Annotated in this window: 16 protein-coding genes and 1 riboswitch; of the genes, 15 read left to right on the top strand and 1 reads right to left on the bottom strand. The window is 38.9% G+C overall.

Features of this window, described 5'->3' with window-relative positions; genetic code table 11:
• Positions 1 to 3: 3 nt before the first annotated feature.
• The 9 genes from AC6IWN_RS14590 (at position 4) to AC6IWN_RS14550 (ending at position 7,787) form a co-directional block, all read left to right on the top strand.
• On the top strand, positions 4 to 717 hold the full coding sequence (locus AC6IWN_RS14590; protein ID WP_497988204.1) for an ABC transporter ATP-binding protein: 714 nt from the start codon (positions 4 to 6) through the stop codon (positions 715 to 717).
• 37 nt (positions 718 to 754) lie between these two features.
• Positions 755 to 1,378, top strand: coding sequence for a cytidylate kinase-like family protein (locus AC6IWN_RS14585; protein ID WP_497988203.1), 624 nt, complete (start codon positions 755 to 757; stop codon positions 1,376 to 1,378).
• 29 nt (positions 1,379 to 1,407) lie between these two features.
• A complete protein-coding gene (locus AC6IWN_RS14580; RefSeq protein ID WP_497988201.1) occupies positions 1,408 to 2,256 on the top strand; it encodes an aminotransferase class IV in 849 nt (282 codons plus the stop codon).
• 5 nt (positions 2,257 to 2,261) lie between these two features.
• A complete protein-coding gene (locus AC6IWN_RS14575) occupies positions 2,262 to 3,350 on the top strand; it encodes a DUF4392 domain-containing protein (RefSeq protein WP_497988200.1) in 1,089 nt (362 codons plus the stop codon).
• A complete protein-coding gene (gene pxpB / locus AC6IWN_RS14570; RefSeq protein ID WP_497988198.1) occupies positions 3,343 to 4,071 on the top strand; it encodes a 5-oxoprolinase subunit PxpB in 729 nt (242 codons plus the stop codon). The genes AC6IWN_RS14575 and pxpB overlap by 8 nt, the downstream gene beginning before the upstream one ends.
• A 1-nt stretch (position 4,072) precedes the next feature.
• Positions 4,073 to 5,053 (top strand): 5-oxoprolinase subunit C family protein, encoded by a 981-nt coding sequence (locus AC6IWN_RS14565; protein ID WP_497988196.1) that lies wholly within the window; start codon positions 4,073 to 4,075, stop codon positions 5,051 to 5,053.
• Positions 5,054 to 5,081: 28 nt separating this feature from the next.
• On the top strand, positions 5,082 to 5,867 hold the full coding sequence (locus AC6IWN_RS14560) for a putative hydro-lyase (RefSeq protein ID WP_497988194.1): 786 nt from the start codon (positions 5,082 to 5,084) through the stop codon (positions 5,865 to 5,867).
• Between the two features lie 126 nt (positions 5,868 to 5,993).
• Positions 5,994 to 6,749 (top strand): LamB/YcsF family protein, encoded by a 756-nt coding sequence (locus AC6IWN_RS14555; RefSeq protein WP_497988192.1) that lies wholly within the window; start codon positions 5,994 to 5,996, stop codon positions 6,747 to 6,749.
• A gap of 94 nt (positions 6,750 to 6,843) precedes the next feature.
• A riboswitch (yybP-ykoY riboswitch) is annotated at positions 6,844 to 6,936 on the top strand.
• A 161-nt stretch (positions 6,937 to 7,097) separates the two neighbouring features.
• The gene (locus AC6IWN_RS14550; protein WP_497988190.1) at positions 7,098 to 7,787 is read left to right on the top strand and encodes a TMEM165/GDT1 family protein; all 690 of its coding nucleotides are present in this window, start codon (positions 7,098 to 7,100) and stop codon (positions 7,785 to 7,787) included.
• Positions 7,788 to 7,902: 115 nt separating this feature from the next.
• On the opposite strand, the gene AC6IWN_RS14545 is transcribed toward AC6IWN_RS14550, so the two are convergent.
• The gene (locus tag AC6IWN_RS14545) at positions 7,903 to 9,429 is read right to left on the bottom strand and encodes a choice-of-anchor A family protein (RefSeq protein ID WP_497988188.1); all 1,527 of its coding nucleotides are present in this window, start codon (positions 9,427 to 9,429) and stop codon (positions 7,903 to 7,905) included.
• Between the two features lie 241 nt (positions 9,430 to 9,670).
• On the opposite strand from AC6IWN_RS14545, the gene AC6IWN_RS14540 reads away from it, so the two are divergent.
• The 6 genes from AC6IWN_RS14540 to galT all read left to right on the top strand — a co-directional run bounded on the left by AC6IWN_RS14540 (position 9,671) and on the right by galT (position 16,624).
• Positions 9,671 to 10,966: a glycosyltransferase gene (locus AC6IWN_RS14540; protein WP_497988186.1), complete on the top strand. Its 1,296-nt coding sequence runs from the start codon at positions 9,671 to 9,673 to the stop codon at positions 10,964 to 10,966.
• 152 nt (positions 10,967 to 11,118) lie between these two features.
• Positions 11,119 to 11,571 carry an Lrp/AsnC family transcriptional regulator gene (locus AC6IWN_RS14535; RefSeq protein ID WP_497988184.1) on the top strand — a complete coding sequence of 151 codons (453 nt, stop codon included), beginning with the start codon at positions 11,119 to 11,121 and terminating at the stop codon, positions 11,569 to 11,571.
• 60 nt (positions 11,572 to 11,631) lie between these two features.
• A complete protein-coding gene (locus tag AC6IWN_RS14530; RefSeq protein WP_497988183.1) occupies positions 11,632 to 12,561 on the top strand; it encodes an ArsR/SmtB family transcription factor in 930 nt (309 codons plus the stop codon).
• A gap of 214 nt (positions 12,562 to 12,775) precedes the next feature.
• Positions 12,776 to 13,939 carry a galactokinase gene (locus AC6IWN_RS14525; protein WP_497988181.1) on the top strand — a complete coding sequence of 388 codons (1,164 nt, stop codon included), beginning with the start codon at positions 12,776 to 12,778 and terminating at the stop codon, positions 13,937 to 13,939.
• Between the two features lie 107 nt (positions 13,940 to 14,046).
• Positions 14,047 to 15,033: a UDP-glucose 4-epimerase GalE gene (gene galE / locus AC6IWN_RS14520; RefSeq protein ID WP_497988179.1), complete on the top strand. Its 987-nt coding sequence runs from the start codon at positions 14,047 to 14,049 to the stop codon at positions 15,031 to 15,033.
• Between the two features lie 70 nt (positions 15,034 to 15,103).
• Positions 15,104 to 16,624, top strand: a complete 1,521-nt coding sequence (gene galT, locus AC6IWN_RS14515) for a UDP-glucose--hexose-1-phosphate uridylyltransferase (protein ID WP_497988177.1) — start codon at positions 15,104 to 15,106, stop codon at positions 16,622 to 16,624.
• The last annotated feature ends 100 nt before the right edge of the window (positions 16,625 to 16,724 follow it).

Raw genomic sequence — 16,724 nt, 5'->3', positions numbered from 1 at the left:
AATGTGCTTATGTTATCAATTAAAGATTTACATGTTTCATATGGCGCTATTCATGCCATTCATGGCGTCAGCCTAGAAGTTAATGACGGCGAGATTGTATCGCTGATTGGAGCGAACGGAGCAGGAAAAACAACAATATTACATACAGTTACGGGATTAAAGGCAGCAACTAGCGGAAGTATAACTTACGGAGCTCTGGATCTGAGAACAACAGACCCAAGTAAACTTGTAAGGTATGGAATTAGCCATGTACCGGAAGGCAGACATATCTTCCCTGATATGACGGTCTTAGAGAATTTGGAGATGGGTGCTTATGCATTTAAGAAAAGCAAGAGTCAATTGGAAGAGAATTACGAGTTGATATTTAGCCGTTTCCCAAGATTGAAAGAAAGATATAAGCAGTTGGCAGGAACCTTATCCGGTGGTGAGCAACAGATGCTAGCCATGGGTAGAGCTTTGATGAGTGATCCTAAGATTTTGTTGATGGATGAGCCATCCATGGGTCTGTCCCCTATTCTGGTAAGAGAAATATTTAGTATTATTCAGTACTGCCATGATATGGGAATCACTATACTGTTAGTAGAGCAAAATGCAAAGATGGCTCTTGGAATTGCCGATCGTGCATATGTTTTAGAAACAGGTAATATCACAATAAGCGGAGATGCGAAAGAACTCCTTGAAGATGATAGAGTTCGTAAAGCTTACCTTGGACAGTAAACCGGTTACGCCGTAATACGGCATGAAGGAGGTTAGTATGGAACGATTTGTAATAGCAATCACAAGAACATGTGGCAGCGGTGCAACTACGATCAGTAATATGCTTGCCAAAGAATATGGAATTGCTTTATACGATAAACAGCTTTTACGTTTGGCTTCTGAGGATAGCGGCATTAATGAGGAATTATTTTTTAGTGCAGATGAAAAGATGAAAAATACGATACTTTATAAAGCTTCCAAAAGAGTTTATAACGGAGAACTGATTCCGCCCGAGAGTGATAACTTCACCTCCGACATTAACTTGTTTAATTATCAGGCTAAGGTTTTAAAAGAATTAGCTGTAGAAGAGTCCTATATTGTGATTGGCAGATGTGGTGACTACATTTTACGTGATGCAACTAATCTGATTTCTATCTTCCTTACAGCGGATGAAGAGGTATGTATAGAGCACGAGATGGAGCGCCTTGTCTGCAGTAAAAAAGAAGCGAAAAAAAATATTAAGAAAATTAATAAATTCAGAAGTGATTATTATACCTATCATACCGGGAAAAAGTGGATGAATCCGGCTAATTATGATATGTGCCTGAATACCGGTAAGTTGGGATATGAAAAAACGGTTGAATTAATTAAGGGTTATATATCATTAAGATTGGGTGCTTAAAGAAAAAATAATAGAAAAAGGTGAAGTAATTGGAGAATTTGGGTTATTATGATGGGAAATACGATTTAATTGAGAATATGGTAGTACCATTTGATGACAGGGTACATTACTACGGAGACGGTGTATACGATGCTACCTGTGCCGGGAATCATATTATCTTTAATCTGGAGGAGCATATTGAGCGCTTTTATAATAGTGCCGGATTGCTGAACATTACAATTCCTCATACAAAAGAGGAATTGAAGGATATCTTGAATGAAATGGTGCAAAAGGTAGAAGGGAATGAGCTCTTTGTATATTGGCAGGTTACCAGAGCAGTTGCCCCGAGAAAGCATGAATTTCCGGATCAATGTGCTAAACTCTGGATTATGATAAGACCATCTCAAATAGGTGATCCAGGTAAGAAATTAAAATTATTAACTGTTGAGGATACCAGATTTCTGCATTGTAATATCAAAACATTAAATTTAATACCCAATGTAATGGCAGCACAAAAGTGTGCTTTGGCTGGCTGTGATGAAGTGATTTTCCATCGTGGTGACAGAGTTACAGAATGTGCCCATAGCAATATTCACATTATTAAGGACGGTAAGTTTATTACACCACCGGCAGATCATTATATCCTGCCCGGAATCGCTAGAACACATTTGATTAAAATGAGCAAAACACTTGGTATTCCGGTGGATGAAACTGTATTTACCCTAAAGGAGTTAATGGAAGCAGATGAGGTGGTTGTAAGTTCCTCCAGTAATTTCTGTTTGTCTGCAACCGAAGTAGACGGTCAGAAAGTAGGCGGTAAAGCACCAGAGCTCTTACACAAATTGCAGGAAGCTTTAATGGAGGAATATCTGATAGCGACCAATCAAAAAGAGGGGTAACAGATATGACAAATCATGAACTTGCAATCTATAATATTGGTGAAAACCTGGATTCTTTAATGAATCTTGACCCAAGAGGATATGGTGTATGCCGTATCCTCTATAGCGGAAGCAGGGCTTATACCGGGGAGCCTCTTACAATGCATTCCGCGAAAAAATTAGTGGAAGTAATTAAACCGAAGGATTTTGTATATATCATTACCGGTTTTATTCTTCTTCCTCATAAGGCTCCGGAGATGGATGGTATCGTAAGTTCCATGCTGTTGGCAAGATCCTTGGTCCAGGCATTTGATGCAAAGCCAGTGATTATCTGTCCGGAGGATAATCTGGAAGCGGTAAAAAAATGTGCCGGTGTTGTGGGACTTCACTGCTACGAGGATTTAGATAAGGTGGAGGAATTACCAATCTCCATGGGTGTAATTTCTTTCACGAAGGATAAGGAGTTAGCAGAGATACAGGCTGACCGGATTATTGAAAGAAAACTTCCTAAAGCGGTGATATCAATCGAAGCTCCCGGTGCGAATGAGTGTGGAGAATATCACAATGCAATCGGGTTAAATCTTACTGATCTTGAAGCAAAAACAGACATTCTATTTCGTAGATTACAGGAGAAGGGTGTATTAAATATTGCAATCGGAGATCTAGGTAATGAAATAGGAATGGGAACAATTAGTGATCATATTAAAAAGTATGTACCATACACCGCACAGGGGCAATGTAAATGTGACTGTAAGGGTGGAATTCTGGCTGCAACTAAGGCAGATAATATCATAACAGCAACGGTATCTGATTGGGGTTGTTATGGATTAATGGCAGCAATCGCTTATCTGAAAAAAGATCTGGATATCTTCCACAAAGGAGATATGGAGATGGAGGTAATGCGAGTAGCGACAAGATGCGGGATTGTAGATATGACCGGATCATTGATTCCGGGTATCGATGGATTTAATACAAAAATGAATGTTAATATTGTTGAGCTGATGCGTCAATGTACCGGGTATGCTCTTAAATTTGAGGGTAAGAGCGATCATTGGTATGAAAGTGTATTAGAGAAAGGGTTTTTTAATTATCAAGGGGTGTGTAATTATGTCTGATATTCGTATCTTGCCTGCGGGCGACCTGTCCCTTATCGTAGAATTTGGGAATGAGATAAGTACGGAATGTAACGATAGGGTCATGCAATTAAATCAATGTATCCGCAGGGATAGAGTAAAGGGAGTGGTTGAAACGGTTCCAACCTTCCGTTCCTTACTAATCCATTATGATCCATTAACCATAACTTATAAGAAGCTTTGTAAATATGTAAAGAGTGTATCTGCTCAAAAGGGTAGCGAAGCCACAAAACAGAAAAGAATCATTGAGATTCCAGTGTGTTATGGAGGTCAATATGGGGAGGATTTTGGTGATGTGGCTCGTCATACAGGTTTAAGTGAAGAGGAACTGATTAAAGTCCATTCCGGTAGGGACTATTTAATTTATATGCTAGGATTTTTACCGGGCTTCCCTTATCTTGGTGGAATGGACAATAGACTGATTACTCCACGTTTGTCCAATCCGCGAACTTCCATCCCAGCTGGATCGGTCGGTATTGGAGGAGAACAAACCGGAATTTATCCGATTGCTTCTCCGGGTGGATGGCGATTGATAGGAAGAACTCCATTAAAATTGTACGATAGTGAAAGAGAGAATCCGACTCTATATCAGGCAGGAGATTACATAAGGTTTAAGCCTGTTACGCAGGAGGAATATCAAATGATTGAAGATTCAGTCAATCAACGGAACTATCAATGCAAAGTGTTTATGGAGGGTGTCTGATATGGAATATGGCATGGATATACAAATCATAACTCCGGGTGCATTGACCACCATACAGGATTATGGAAGAATAGGTTACGCAGATATAGGTTTTTCCCCTTCAGGGGCAGTTGATACAGAAGCAATGGAACTTGGCAATATACTGGTTGGTAATAAGTTGGGTGAAGCAGTATTCGAATGCACCCTCTTTGGACCGACCATTTATTTTAACCGGGATAATGTGATCGCAATTACTGGTGCGGATATGAATCCCAAGATTAATGACCAGGAGATTTCTTTGAATCAGGCAGTGACAGTAAAAGCCGGCGAAACCCTAGTACTTGGCTTTGCAGCAAAGGGATGTCGAAGCTATATCGCTTTCTCGGGAGGCCTTCGGATTGAAGAACGCTTTGGAAGTAAATCTACTAACTTAAAGTGTGAAATAGGAGGATATAGGGGAAGGGCGTTAAAGGTAAACGACGAATTAGGCTTTGTGAATCCATCAGGTAAACTAACGAGGATGAAGCAACGATATGTTGAAAAACCAGCTAGTGAAGTAGGAAAGATTCGAAATGTACGTGTGGTATTAGGTCCTCAGGATGATTATTTTACAGAGAACGGATTACATACCTTTGAGAATGAGGTTTATAAGCTAAGTAATGATTCGAACCGCATGGCATGTAAGCTGGTAGGTCCTGTTATTGAAGGAAAGCAGGCGATGGATATCATATCGGACGGAATTTCGCTTGGTGCAATTCAGGTTTCTTCAAATGGGCAGCCAATTATCATGCTATCGGACAGACAAACCACGGGTGGATACGCCAAAATTGCTAATGTTATATCAATCGATATACCGATTTTGGCACAATGTAAGCCGGGTGATGAGATAACGTTTAAGGTTATATCATTAAAAGAAGCACACAAGCTCTATAAAAAGTATGTTAAAGTGAGAAATAAATTTCAAAGTAAAATGATTCAACTATCTGGATTTGATCCGGAATGACCTTATTGGTGTTTGATTGGAGGTAAATGTGGATTATAGAGACTGTACCCCTTCCAAAGTGCGAGAATTAATTCGTGACGGTGAAATTACATCACCTACTCCGGGAATGTGCGGCGGATATGCGCAGGCAAATCTGGTGATTTTACCAAAGGAGTTTGCCTACGATTTTCTTTTATTTGCTCAACGCAATCCCAAATCATGTCCGATACTGGAGGTGCTGGATGAGGGAGAGAGAGCAACACGTTTTATGGCAACCAATGCTGACATTGCAACTGATTTGCCCAAATACCGAGTGTATGAATATGGAGAATTAGTAGGTGAGTATTCTGGGGTTTCTTCCTTTTGGAGAGATGATTTTGTCAGTTTTTTGATTGGATGTAGCTTTTCCTTTGAAGAGGAATTATTGCAATCCGGTATCACGGTAAGACATATTGAGGAACAATGTAACGTACCGATGTATATGACGAATATCCCATGTGAGAAGGCAGGTATATTCTCTGGGAATATGGTAGTAAGCATGAGACCGATTCCATATCAGGATATACCGAAAGCAGTATCCGTAACTGCGGCGATGCCAAGAGTGCACGGAGCTCCGATACATATAGGGGATCCTACATACATCGGAATATCGGATATTAATAAGCCTGATTTTGGTGATAAGGTAACGATAAAAGAGGGAGAGGTTCCTGTATTTTGGCCTTGTGGTGTAACCCCACAGGCAGCACTGATGGCTTCAAAGCCCCCATTTGCAATTACACATGCACCGGGGCATATGTTTATTACTGATGTAAAGAATGTGGAGCTTAAACTTTAGGAGTTCATCTTTTGCTATGTCAGTTTAATAACTTCGAAGTTTAGGATAAAAACTGTAGATTGATTTGCCATAGCGATTAGTTGATAAATCATTTAATTGGACTGCCGCTGGCAGTATGGAGGTCACATGTATCAGATTGATTTAAATTGTGATTTGGGTGAAAGTTTTGGAAGATATACGTTAGGAATGGATGAGGAAGTGATTCCCTTTATATCATCCGCTAACATTGCCTGTGGCTATCATGCCTCAGATCCGTTGATTATGGAAAAGACCGTAAGGTTATGTAAGGCGAATGGAGTACATATCGGTGCACACACCGGATTTCCCGACTTACTTGGGTTCGGTAGAAGAAATATGAGCTTGTCCGGGCAGGAAGCAAAGACATATACCATGTACCAGATCGGTGCATTGAACGCTTTTTGTCAAGCAGCAGGAGTACCCCTTAGCCACGTAAAACCTCACGGAGCATTTTACAACATGGCTGCGAAAGATTATGATCTGGCTTGTTCTATCTGTGAGGGAATAGCACTAGTTGATCCCACAATTATGTTGTTAGGACTTAGTAACAGTCAGATGGAAAAGGCTGCGAAGACGGTAGGGTTAACCTTTAAGCAGGAGGTATTTGCAGACAGAGCTTATGAAGAGGATGGAACACTGGTTGCCAGAACGAAGCAGGGAGCTATGATTGAGGAAGAAGAGCTTGCGATAAATAGGGTTATAACGATGGTTAAGTTTGGTAAGGTTACTGCTGTAAATGGTAAGGAAATACCAATTAAGGCGGATTCCATATGTGTTCATGGTGACGGAGTAAAAGCCTTGGATTTTGTGAAAAAGATTCGCCAAGCGCTAACGGAAGAAAATATTGAGATTAAACCTTTATAAATATGCATGATTTATAAATAAGTACGGTTACATTACATAAACAGGCTTGATTACATTTCTAAAATATGCTATATTTGTAGGGATGAGAAACATATATGACATTAAAAGGGAGTAGCTGCCTTTCTTATAGGTGATAAAGTCAACATACTGGTCTTTGACCTGGCTTTATCGTGACTGATTTCAGTCAAGTGAGACTTTTAACACAACGAATATATTTCTTATTATCTTTTTGTGAAAAGGTAATGAGCAATGTATTTCTTGTGTTAGAGGTCTTTTTTTGTACTGTTATTTATCATAAGCGTATAAGGGATAAGATTTCTTCCGAAAAAATGATAGGAGGGTATAATAATGTCGGATTTTTTGACTGCATTACTATTTGTTGTTGTTGCTGAGATGGGGGACAAGACCCAGCTGTTAGCAATGGCTATGGCAAGTAAGTATAAGGCAAGTAAGGTTATGTTGGGAGTATTGATTGCAACAATTTTCAATCACGCGCTTGCAGTGGGAGTTGGTAGTTATCTAAATACTTTAATTTCGCAGGATACGATTAAAATTGTGGCTGCCATCTCGTTTCTGTTGTTCGGTTTATGGACATTAAGAGGAGATAAATTGGATGAGGATAAGAAAAAGAAATCAAAATTCGGACCAGTTGTAACAGTAGCTATTGCCTTCTTTATTGCAGAAATGGGAGACAAGACACAGTTGATGACCATATCAATTGCTGCTAAAAGTCACTTTCCACTCTTTGTATTGATGGGAACCACAGTGGGTATGTTAATCGCAGACGGAATCGGAATCTTAGGCGGAGCTTGGATGGCAAAGCATGTCCCAGAAAAATATATTAAGTGGGGTGCAGGTATCATCTTCCTGTTCTTCGGTGTCATTACTCTTTTTGAAGCAGTTCCCGCTTGGTTGCACAACCCGGTGTATATAGGAGTATTCTTGCTATTATTAGTACTTAGCATCTATATTGTCGGAGTAAAATTGGCATATAATGATTCTTGTGGTCAGACAGAATTATTCGAAGATATTGAATAAGGTTTAGGAAATTATTAGAAGGGGATGTTGCAAATTATTTATTTTGCAATATCCCCTTCTTTGCTTTTCATAATACTGGGCATATAGATGATTGTATTTAGAGCTCATTTTAGAACTATAAATTAGTAAGAATTATGATTAGAGCTAAAATGACAGCACTAAACAACATCAAGGAAACTGCTATAATACAAGTGATTTTCTCAGGTATAAACCTACAGATTCTTGCCCACCATTTCCAAGTAGGAGTATCACATGGATCACTTGGTTTACCTGGATCGCAAGGCCAAAAGCCACACCAATAAGGACAGGTAGTGGTTGATGTCGGACAGTGGGTGGTTGGGCAATGAGTTGTGGTGGTCGTGGTTGGGCAATGAGTTGTAGTGGTCGTGGTTGGGCAATGAGTTGTGGAGGAAGTAGTCGGGCAGTAGGTCGTGGAGGAAGTAGTCGGACAGTGAGTTGTGGAGGAAGTAGTCGGGCAGTAAGTCGTGGAGGATGTGGTCGGACAGTGAGTTGTAGAGGAAGTAGTCGGACAGTGAGTTGTAGAGGAAGTAGTCGGGCAGTGAGTTGTTGTGGAAGTAGTTGGGCAGTGAGTTGTGGTGGAAGTAGTTGGGCAGTGAGTGGTGATAGGACAGTATGTTGTGGTAAAAGAAGAACAATTTATCCTAGGCAAGGATCCCCTGAACGGATAATTATGAATTTCGGTATGGTTTGTATTCACACGGTACGGTAAATAACTCTCAACAATTACATTACCTTCAATGGCTCCACCGATGGTATAAACTTTTGCATATGGTGCAAATAGTGTTCCCTGAAAGCTGTTAATTGATGTGGAAATCTTATCAGCGTTATAAAAATTCCAGAGTATTAAGCTTTTTTCATCCGCATTTGGTGCCGAGCCTTGCTGAAGTATTTCGTCTGTGATATCTGATGTAGACGGAAGAGTCCCAGGGATAAATGAGCTACGATAGGTAGCAAAATTCCCGAATACGACACTGTTCCCGGATACATTAATTAGTATGGTGGATTCTTTCGGTGCAATAATGGTAATGCTGAATATATCAGTCAATGAGTTTCCGTTGCAACCAATCGTGTGCTCAGCAGCTGCGATACGTGTTGCGTGAATATTAAAAATATTAATCTTTGGGTGCAGGCCTATTAAAAATATATGTCCATAGCAGTTAAGAACTCTGGTTGCTTCCAGCGGGCTGGACATTTCAGACCATTGGTCAGCAGCACATTTTAAGAAGTCATAATACTCTTCAAAGTCTAATGGTAGGCTATCTAGACGAAACGGCTGGTTACTTACGTCGGCATTGGAATAATGAACATTCATTACGTCATAGTCGCCGGTTTTAGTCATAACGGTACTCCCTGCATGATTTGCTCCACTATTCCATATTAAATTTTTGCCAACAATCAAAGTAGGATCTAATTCATAAGGTGGACAAGGAGCAAGTGGGGGATCACATAAGCCTTTTCCTAAAGAAAAGTTTTCTAAATATGCACAACCGCCAACAGCAATCCTACCTTCTACTTCGCTCTGTCGTTGATACAAATCTTCACTGGTAATTAAATTATATTTCGTAATTTGAAATAAAGGGTTAAGTTGAAAATCACTTTTTGTGTCAGAATATTTATTCATATTTATCGCTCCTATTAAAACATTTTTATAAAAATGAAACGTATTCCTCATATGATATTGAGTCGTACGGCATAGTTAACTCCTCAAAACATTATATGAATCACATGGCGAAATGTGTCGAAGATATCCTATTCTTTTTAATTTGTGGCAAAACTTTTAATAAAATCAAGATGGAACTAGAATTCATTCGTAAAGATACTGATTCAGGCATATTTTATAAAAAAGTTTGATTGGAGCTCATATGAGAGTAGGAATTTTAACGATGTTTAATGGCTTGGCAAGCATTTATTCTTTGGTTAACGTAGTTGCGGATCATGTTCGTATGTTATTGGATGCGGGAGAGGAAGTCACTCTATTTGTATGTGAGGATATGCCAGAAAGCGAAAAATCAGGAGTGTATTTGGATTCGAGAATTAAGTGGGTGAAGGTATGCAATCGATATAAGGGTAAGCAAATTCATTGGAGGGATTATAGCTCTCCTGATATCCCCATTCATAAGAATTTTATGGAGGAAGCAACTGAGATCGGTAAGGATTTGACACAAAAATTAAAGGATCTAGATGTATGTATTATGCACGATATTCATTATCAAGGATGGCATTTGGTACATAATGTTGCGGTTCGATATGCTGTCGATCGATTACCATATTTAAGATTTATTGCAGTGACACACTCATTGCCGGATGAAAGCCAGGTGAATGTTCAAGTTCCCTGGCCACATTCAGCCAGGTATAGTCCGATGAAGAATACCATATACACCTATCCGACAGAATGTGGATTGCCCTCCTTATCCAGACAATATCATGTGGAGCCAGAACGATGTAGGGTGCTGAATAACTCCTTAAATCTAATCGGAAACATGCATCCTCAGGTTATTGATCTACATGAGAAAATTGATCTGTTATCGCCGGATATTTTAATAGTTTATCCCGCTAGATTTACTATAGGGAAGCATTTTGAGAAAGTAGCGATGTTGGCAGGTGCAATTCAAACGGTAAGTTCGTACCGGGTAAAGGTAATATTTTGTGAATTTACTGCTATTGATACTGACGCCAATGAATACAAACAAAGGATATGGAAAGCGGGTATTAATTCAGGGATTTATCCGGAAGATGTGATATTTGTCAGTGATTTCGGATATTCGTTGGGTCTTATGAGGGAGGCCGTATTAAATTTGTTTTCCCTCTCGAATCTCTTTATATGCCCTTCGATGTCTGAATCCTTTGGCTTAACCGCTCTTGAGGCTTCCGCCATGGGAAATTATCTGGTGTTAAATGAAGCTGTCCCCGCACTAAAGGAAGTTGGGGATATACTTGGGGCTTATTATATGAGGTGGAGTGCTCGCAATTTTGGATTTGATACCTATGAAACCTATCATCCAAGTGAAAAGATGTATTACGAAGAGAATGCGAGATTAATTGTAGGAGATATAGAGAGGAATGGAATTCTCCAAGCAAAAAAGACGGTTCGCCAGCGTTATAGTCCAAAATGGGTATATGAAAATCAATTAAAAATGCTTTTAGAGATACAACTTTAAAAAGGAGGGGAATGCAGTATAATTATTTACTTGCATTATAAAATCCGCGGGCTTAAAATGTTTAATTAGAATACCAGAAAGTTGAGCTGTAAAAGCTTTTCTATTAAACTGTAAGCATTACTGCTCAGTTTAGAACATAAGGGAGGAAGTCCATGGATCAGATTGATAAGCAACTTTTGAGTATGCTTCAGGAAAATGCCAGGGTGCCATTGAAACAGTTGGCAGACAGGGTGTATCTATCATCACCTGCTGCGGCGGCACGCATTTCCCGATTGGAAAAACAGGGAGTTATTAAAGGTTATCATACAGAGATAGATTGGCTAAAGCTTGGATATCATATAACTGCATTCATAAACCTAGAGGTGGCGCCTGACCAGAAGCAGGAGTTTTATCCCTTCATCCAGGAATGTCCGAATGTAATGGAGTGTAATTGTGTTACCGGTAACTATTCAATGTTGATAAAAGTTTGTTTTCAAAGTACAATGGATTTGGATGTTTTCATTGGAGATGTTCAAAGGTTTGGAAAAACCAGTACTCAGATTGTGTTCTCAACTGCGGTTGAACATAGGGGGATTCAAATCCTTAGCAATAATGAGGAAGAATAAATCCATGAGAGATATAAAGTAATACAAAGAGGTATTATTGATGAATTTCTGGAGGAGCTTATGATACAAACGATCAAGATGAATCTGGATGATACGGAAAAGCTTGCGACTATCTCAAAGGCATTATCCTCCGAAACGAGGATCGAGATACTGCGCCATCTGCGCTATAAGGAACTGAATGTAAATGAAATAGCGGAACTACTTAATATTCCGCCCTCATCGTCAGCAGCTCACGTAAAGGTTTTGGAGGAGGCAGGCTTTATTAAAACTACGTTATTGCCCGGAATAAGAGGATCAGCAAAGGTTTGTCGTGCTGTGCTGGATCATATCTATGTTGAACTTAATACGACGATGAATCTGAAACAGGAGGAAGTAATTATCCGAATGCCGATAGGGGATTATGTTGATTATAAAATTAAACCTACCTGCGGCATTGTTAGTTCAAAAGGGCCGATTGGTCATGAGGATGAACCTCGCTGCTTTTACTTACCAGAGAGGTCGGAGGCTCAGTTAATCTGGTTTGGAGATGGATATATAGAATACAGGTTTCCAAATCATTCATTAATGCAGAAAGAAATTGATTTTATAGAAATATCCATGGAGATTTGCTCTGAAGATCATGAATATAATATGAATTATCCTTCTGATATTACACTTTGGATCAATGAGAAGGAAGTCGGAACATGGACTTGTCAAAGTGACTTTGGTGGCAGAAGAGGAAAATTAAATCCTGAATGGTGGCCGGATAAGAATTCGCAGTACGGATTATTAAAGACCTGGAAGCTTACTGAACAGGGATGTTTTTTGGATGATGAACAAAGTGCTGATCAGGTGCTAAAGGATTTTAATCTGATTCAAGAAGATTTTATCTCTGTGAGAATTGGAATCAAAGAAGATGCGAAAAATAAGGGTGGATTGAACTTGTTTGGAGAAGCATTTGGAGATTATGCACAAAATATTGTTATGAAATTTGTATTTAAAAGCGAATAAAAATTATAAAATTCCTCTTTACAAGAAGCGTAAAGAGGAGTATTATTTACTCAAAGAAACAGAAAATATGTTATAAAACAAAATATATAGAATAAATAAGAATATAAAGTAATATCAAGAATATAATAAATGATCAGAGTGGGTATACAATATCATCCACAAATCAAGTTTGTGTGAAGCCTAATTCATGGTATTGGCAGAAAGGAGGATTTAATTGAAGAAGGAGTTGTTGTTGAAATTCGAAGAGATTTTTGGTGATAGCGGAGAATATAATGCTTACTTTGCACCAGGACGAGTGAATCTGATCGGTGAACATACTGATTACAATGGCGGACATGTTTTTCCCTGTGCGTTAACAATAGGAACCTATGCAGTAGCCAGAAAGAGAGACGATAAAAAACTACGTTTCTATTCTATAAATTTAGATAACTTAGGTGTGATAGAATCCTCAATTGAAGAGATTCTGTATAAAAAAGAAGATGATTGGGCTAATTATCCGAAAGGAATCATTTGGACGATGCAAAAGAAAGGGTACCGGATTGATCAGGGAATGGATATCTTGTACTTTGGTAATATTCCGAATGGATCTGGATTATCTTCTTCGGCATCCATTGAAGTATTAACGGGATTTGTGTTAGTCGAGTTATTTAACCTGGATATTGATATGACGGATTTGGCAATCATGAGTCAGTATAGTGAGAATCACTTCAATGGTGTGAATTGTGGAATTATGGATCAGTTTGCTATAGCGATGGGAAAGAAAGATCATGCGATATTTTTGGATACATCGGATTTATCCTATGAATATGCACCGATTCATTTGGATGGAGCGAAGATTGTTATAATGAATACGAATAAAAAACGCGGGCTAGGTGATTCCAAATACAACGAAAGAAGAGGAGAATGTGAAACTGCTCTCTTGGATTTACAGAAGGTGGTATCCATAAACTCTCTTGGTGAGTTGAGTGAAGAAGAGTTTGAATCTTACCAAACTTCTATACATAATCCAATTCATATCAAGCGTGCAAAACATGCAGTATATGAAAATCAACGTACAGTACAAGCAGTAGAAGCACTGAAGCAGGGAGATCTTGAGCGTTTTGGAAAATTAATGAATGACTCCCATATTTCTCTGCAGTATGATTACGAAGTAACCGGAATTGAGCTTGATACTATTGTAGAATCAGCCTGGAAGCAGGAAGGTGTAATAGGAGCAAGAATGACTGGAGCAGGCTTTGGAGGATGTGCGGTTAGCATCGTAAAGGAAGAAGCAATTGATAACTTCATAAAGCACGTTGGAGAAGAATACAAAGAAAAAATCGGGTATGAGGCATCATTTTATATTGTGGAGATAGGGAATGGTCCGGTTACGCTTTGACATCCGAACTAATAAATATTATATTATTAGTAATATCAATACAGGTAATACTGTAGGAGTATTGTAATTACCTAAGTGATAGTTAAAGAAAGAGAGGATGAAGAAGTATGACAATATTAGTTTTAGGTGGGGCTGGATATATTGGATCCCATACAGTTTATGAGTTAATTGATCGTGGAGAGGATGTAGTAATTGTTGATAATCTGGAAACAGGTTATATTGAGGCTGTTCATCCCAAAGCACGTTTTTATCAGGGTGATATCCGTGACCGTGCCTTTATCGACAGCGTATTTGATAAGGAAAAGATCGATGCTGTTATTCATTTTGCAGCAAACTCACTCGTTGGTGAGAGTATGGAAAACCCTTTGAAGTATTATGATAATAATGTAAATGGAACCAAGGTTCTTTTACAATCCATGGTAGCACATAAGATTGATAAGATTGTATTTTCTTCCACTGCTGCAACTTATGGAGAGCCTGAAAGAGTTCCTATCGTAGAGACGGATCGTACCGCTCCAACAAATACGTATGGTGAGACAAAGCTATCAATGGAAAAGATGTTCTATTGGACGGAGCAGGCACACGGGCTGAGATATGTATCTCTGCGTTATTTTAATGCATGTGGTGCACATAAGAGTGGTCAGATCGGTGAGGCACATAAACCGGAAACCCATCTAATTCCTCTTATCTTACAAGTTCCGAATAAACAACGAGATTCCATAAAGATATTCGGTGAGGATTATAACACGAAAGACGGAACCTGCGTCAGAGATTATATTCATGTGACAGACCTTGCTCAGGCACATATCTTGGCGGTAGAATACCTTGCGAAAGGTAATCCAAGTAATATCTTCAATCTTGGTAACGGAATCGGATTTAGCGTAAAAGAGGTAATAGAAACTGCACGTAAGGTTACAAGTGATCCAATTAAGGCAGAGGTATCACCAAGACGTGCGGGCGATCCTGCTGTGTTGATTGCCTCCAGTGAGAAGGCAAAATCAGTACTTGGATGGAATCCGGAGCATGCAGATCTTGAGGAAATAATTGAGTCAGCATGGAACTGGCATAAAAATCATCCCAACGGATATAAATAATTAGTTTAAGTTATAGAGGAGAAGTTATCAGAAACCTAATAGAGGTTTTGGATGTCACTTTGGAGGAGATATGATTTACGAACGGATAAGAAAGCTAGTTGCATACGCAGAAATGAATGGACTGATTCATAGAGCGGATAGAGAATATACGGTAAATCGATTAATTGAATTATTTCAACTGGATTATTACATGGAGCCACAAGAACAGCAGATGAATATTGAAGAGCTGGGTGCATTGGGTGAACTGGATTTGGAACAAATCTTATCAGATTTATTGGATTATGCTTATGAGAAAGGTCTATTACAGGAGAATAGTATTACGGAACGTGATTTATTTGATACCATGATTATGGGGCTTGTCACACCTAGCCCAAGTGTGGTGATTGAAGAATTTAATAAACGTTATGCAATCTCTTCGAAAGCGGCAACCGACTATTATTATCAGTTTTGTCAATCAACCAATTACATCAGAAAATACAGAATAAAAAAAGACATCAAATGGATTACGAAAATAGAATATGGAGACCTTGATATTACGATTAACTTGTCTAAACCGGAGAAAGATCCGAAAGCAATAGCAGCAGCGAAGCAAATGAAACAGGCTAGCTATCCGAAATGTCTTCTCTGCAAAGAGAATGTTGGTTATGCCGGTAGGGTAAATCATCCGGCCAGACAAAATCACCGTATCATACCAGTTACCATTAGTAATCAACCCTGGAGTTTTCAATATTCTCCTTATGTTTATTACAATGAACATTGTATTATATTTAACGACGAACATGTCCCAATGAAGATAGATAAAGCAGCATTTCGTAAATTACTTGATTTCGTTATCCGTTTTCCACATTATTTTGTGGGTTCCAATGCGGATTTACCAATTGTAGGAGGTTCGATATTAAGCCACGATCATTTTCAAGGTGGTAATTACGAATTTGCGATGGCAAAAGCTCCGATAGAGAAAAGCTATACGATCAAAGGGTTTGAGAATGTTGAGTTGGGTATTGTGGCATGGCCAATGTCTGTAATTAGACTTACCTCACAATTTGACCACAGCCTGGTTGAGTTGGCGGCTCATATCTTAAAACAATGGAGAGGGTATAGTGATGAATCGGTTCAAATCTACGCTTCGACGGAAGGCGAACTGCATAATACCATTACACCGATTGCAAGAAAGCGTGGAGAGTTCTATGAACTTGATTTGGTACTCCGTAATAATTTGACAACACCGGAGTATCCGGATGGATTATTTCATGCTCACGCAGAGCTTCATCATATCAAAAAGGAAAATATCGGATTGATTGAAGTGATGGGACTTGCCATTCTTCCTCCTAGATTAAAGGAGGAGATGGAATTATTGAAGGAATACATACTAAAAGGTAACTACATTCACACCAATGAGATGATAATGAAGCATGCCTATTGGGTAGAAGAATTTCTTCCTAACTATGAAAATATAACGGAAGATAATATTGACAGAATCATTCAAGATGAAATTGGAAAAGTATTTCTTAAAGTGTTAGAGCACGCTGGAGTATTTAAAAGAACGGAACAAGGACAGGCAGCATTTGAACGATTCATCAATAAGTTGTAATTTATTTAATAAGCTTTTCCCCATAATATGTTCATAATAAAAACCCGAAAGAAAGAGAGACTTTTAAATAAGTCTCTCTTTCTTTCGGGTTTTTATTGTA

The organism is Variimorphobacter sp. HTMS_6 (assembly GCF_059717775.1).
The sequence above is the reverse complement of the archived record's forward strand: the minus strand, read 5'-3'. Positions and strand labels throughout refer to the sequence as shown.

Coding starts and splice junctions, on each gene's coding strand:
- AC6IWN_RS14585 (WP_497988203.1), top strand. CDS start 755: ATGGAACGATTTGTAATAGCAATCACAAGAACATGTGGCAGCGGTGCA.
- AC6IWN_RS14575 (WP_497988200.1), top strand. CDS start 2,262: ATGACAAATCATGAACTTGCAATCTATAATATTGGTGAAAACCTGGAT.
- pxpB (WP_497988198.1), top strand. CDS start 3,343: ATGTCTGATATTCGTATCTTGCCTGCGGGCGACCTGTCCCTTATCGTA.
- AC6IWN_RS14565 (WP_497988196.1), top strand. CDS start 4,073: ATGGAATATGGCATGGATATACAAATCATAACTCCGGGTGCATTGACC.
- AC6IWN_RS14555 (WP_497988192.1), top strand. CDS start 5,994: ATGTATCAGATTGATTTAAATTGTGATTTGGGTGAAAGTTTTGGAAGA.
- AC6IWN_RS14550 (WP_497988190.1), top strand. CDS start 7,098: ATGTCGGATTTTTTGACTGCATTACTATTTGTTGTTGTTGCTGAGATG.
- AC6IWN_RS14545 (WP_497988188.1), bottom strand. CDS start 9,429: ATGAATAAATATTCTGACACAAAAAGTGATTTTCAACTTAACCCTTTA.
- AC6IWN_RS14540 (WP_497988186.1), top strand. CDS start 9,671: ATGAGAGTAGGAATTTTAACGATGTTTAATGGCTTGGCAAGCATTTAT.
- AC6IWN_RS14535 (WP_497988184.1), top strand. CDS start 11,119: ATGGATCAGATTGATAAGCAACTTTTGAGTATGCTTCAGGAAAATGCC.
- AC6IWN_RS14530 (WP_497988183.1), top strand. CDS start 11,632: ATGATACAAACGATCAAGATGAATCTGGATGATACGGAAAAGCTTGCG.
- galE (WP_497988179.1), top strand. CDS start 14,047: ATGACAATATTAGTTTTAGGTGGGGCTGGATATATTGGATCCCATACA.
- galT (WP_497988177.1), top strand. CDS start 15,104: ATGATTTACGAACGGATAAGAAAGCTAGTTGCATACGCAGAAATGAAT.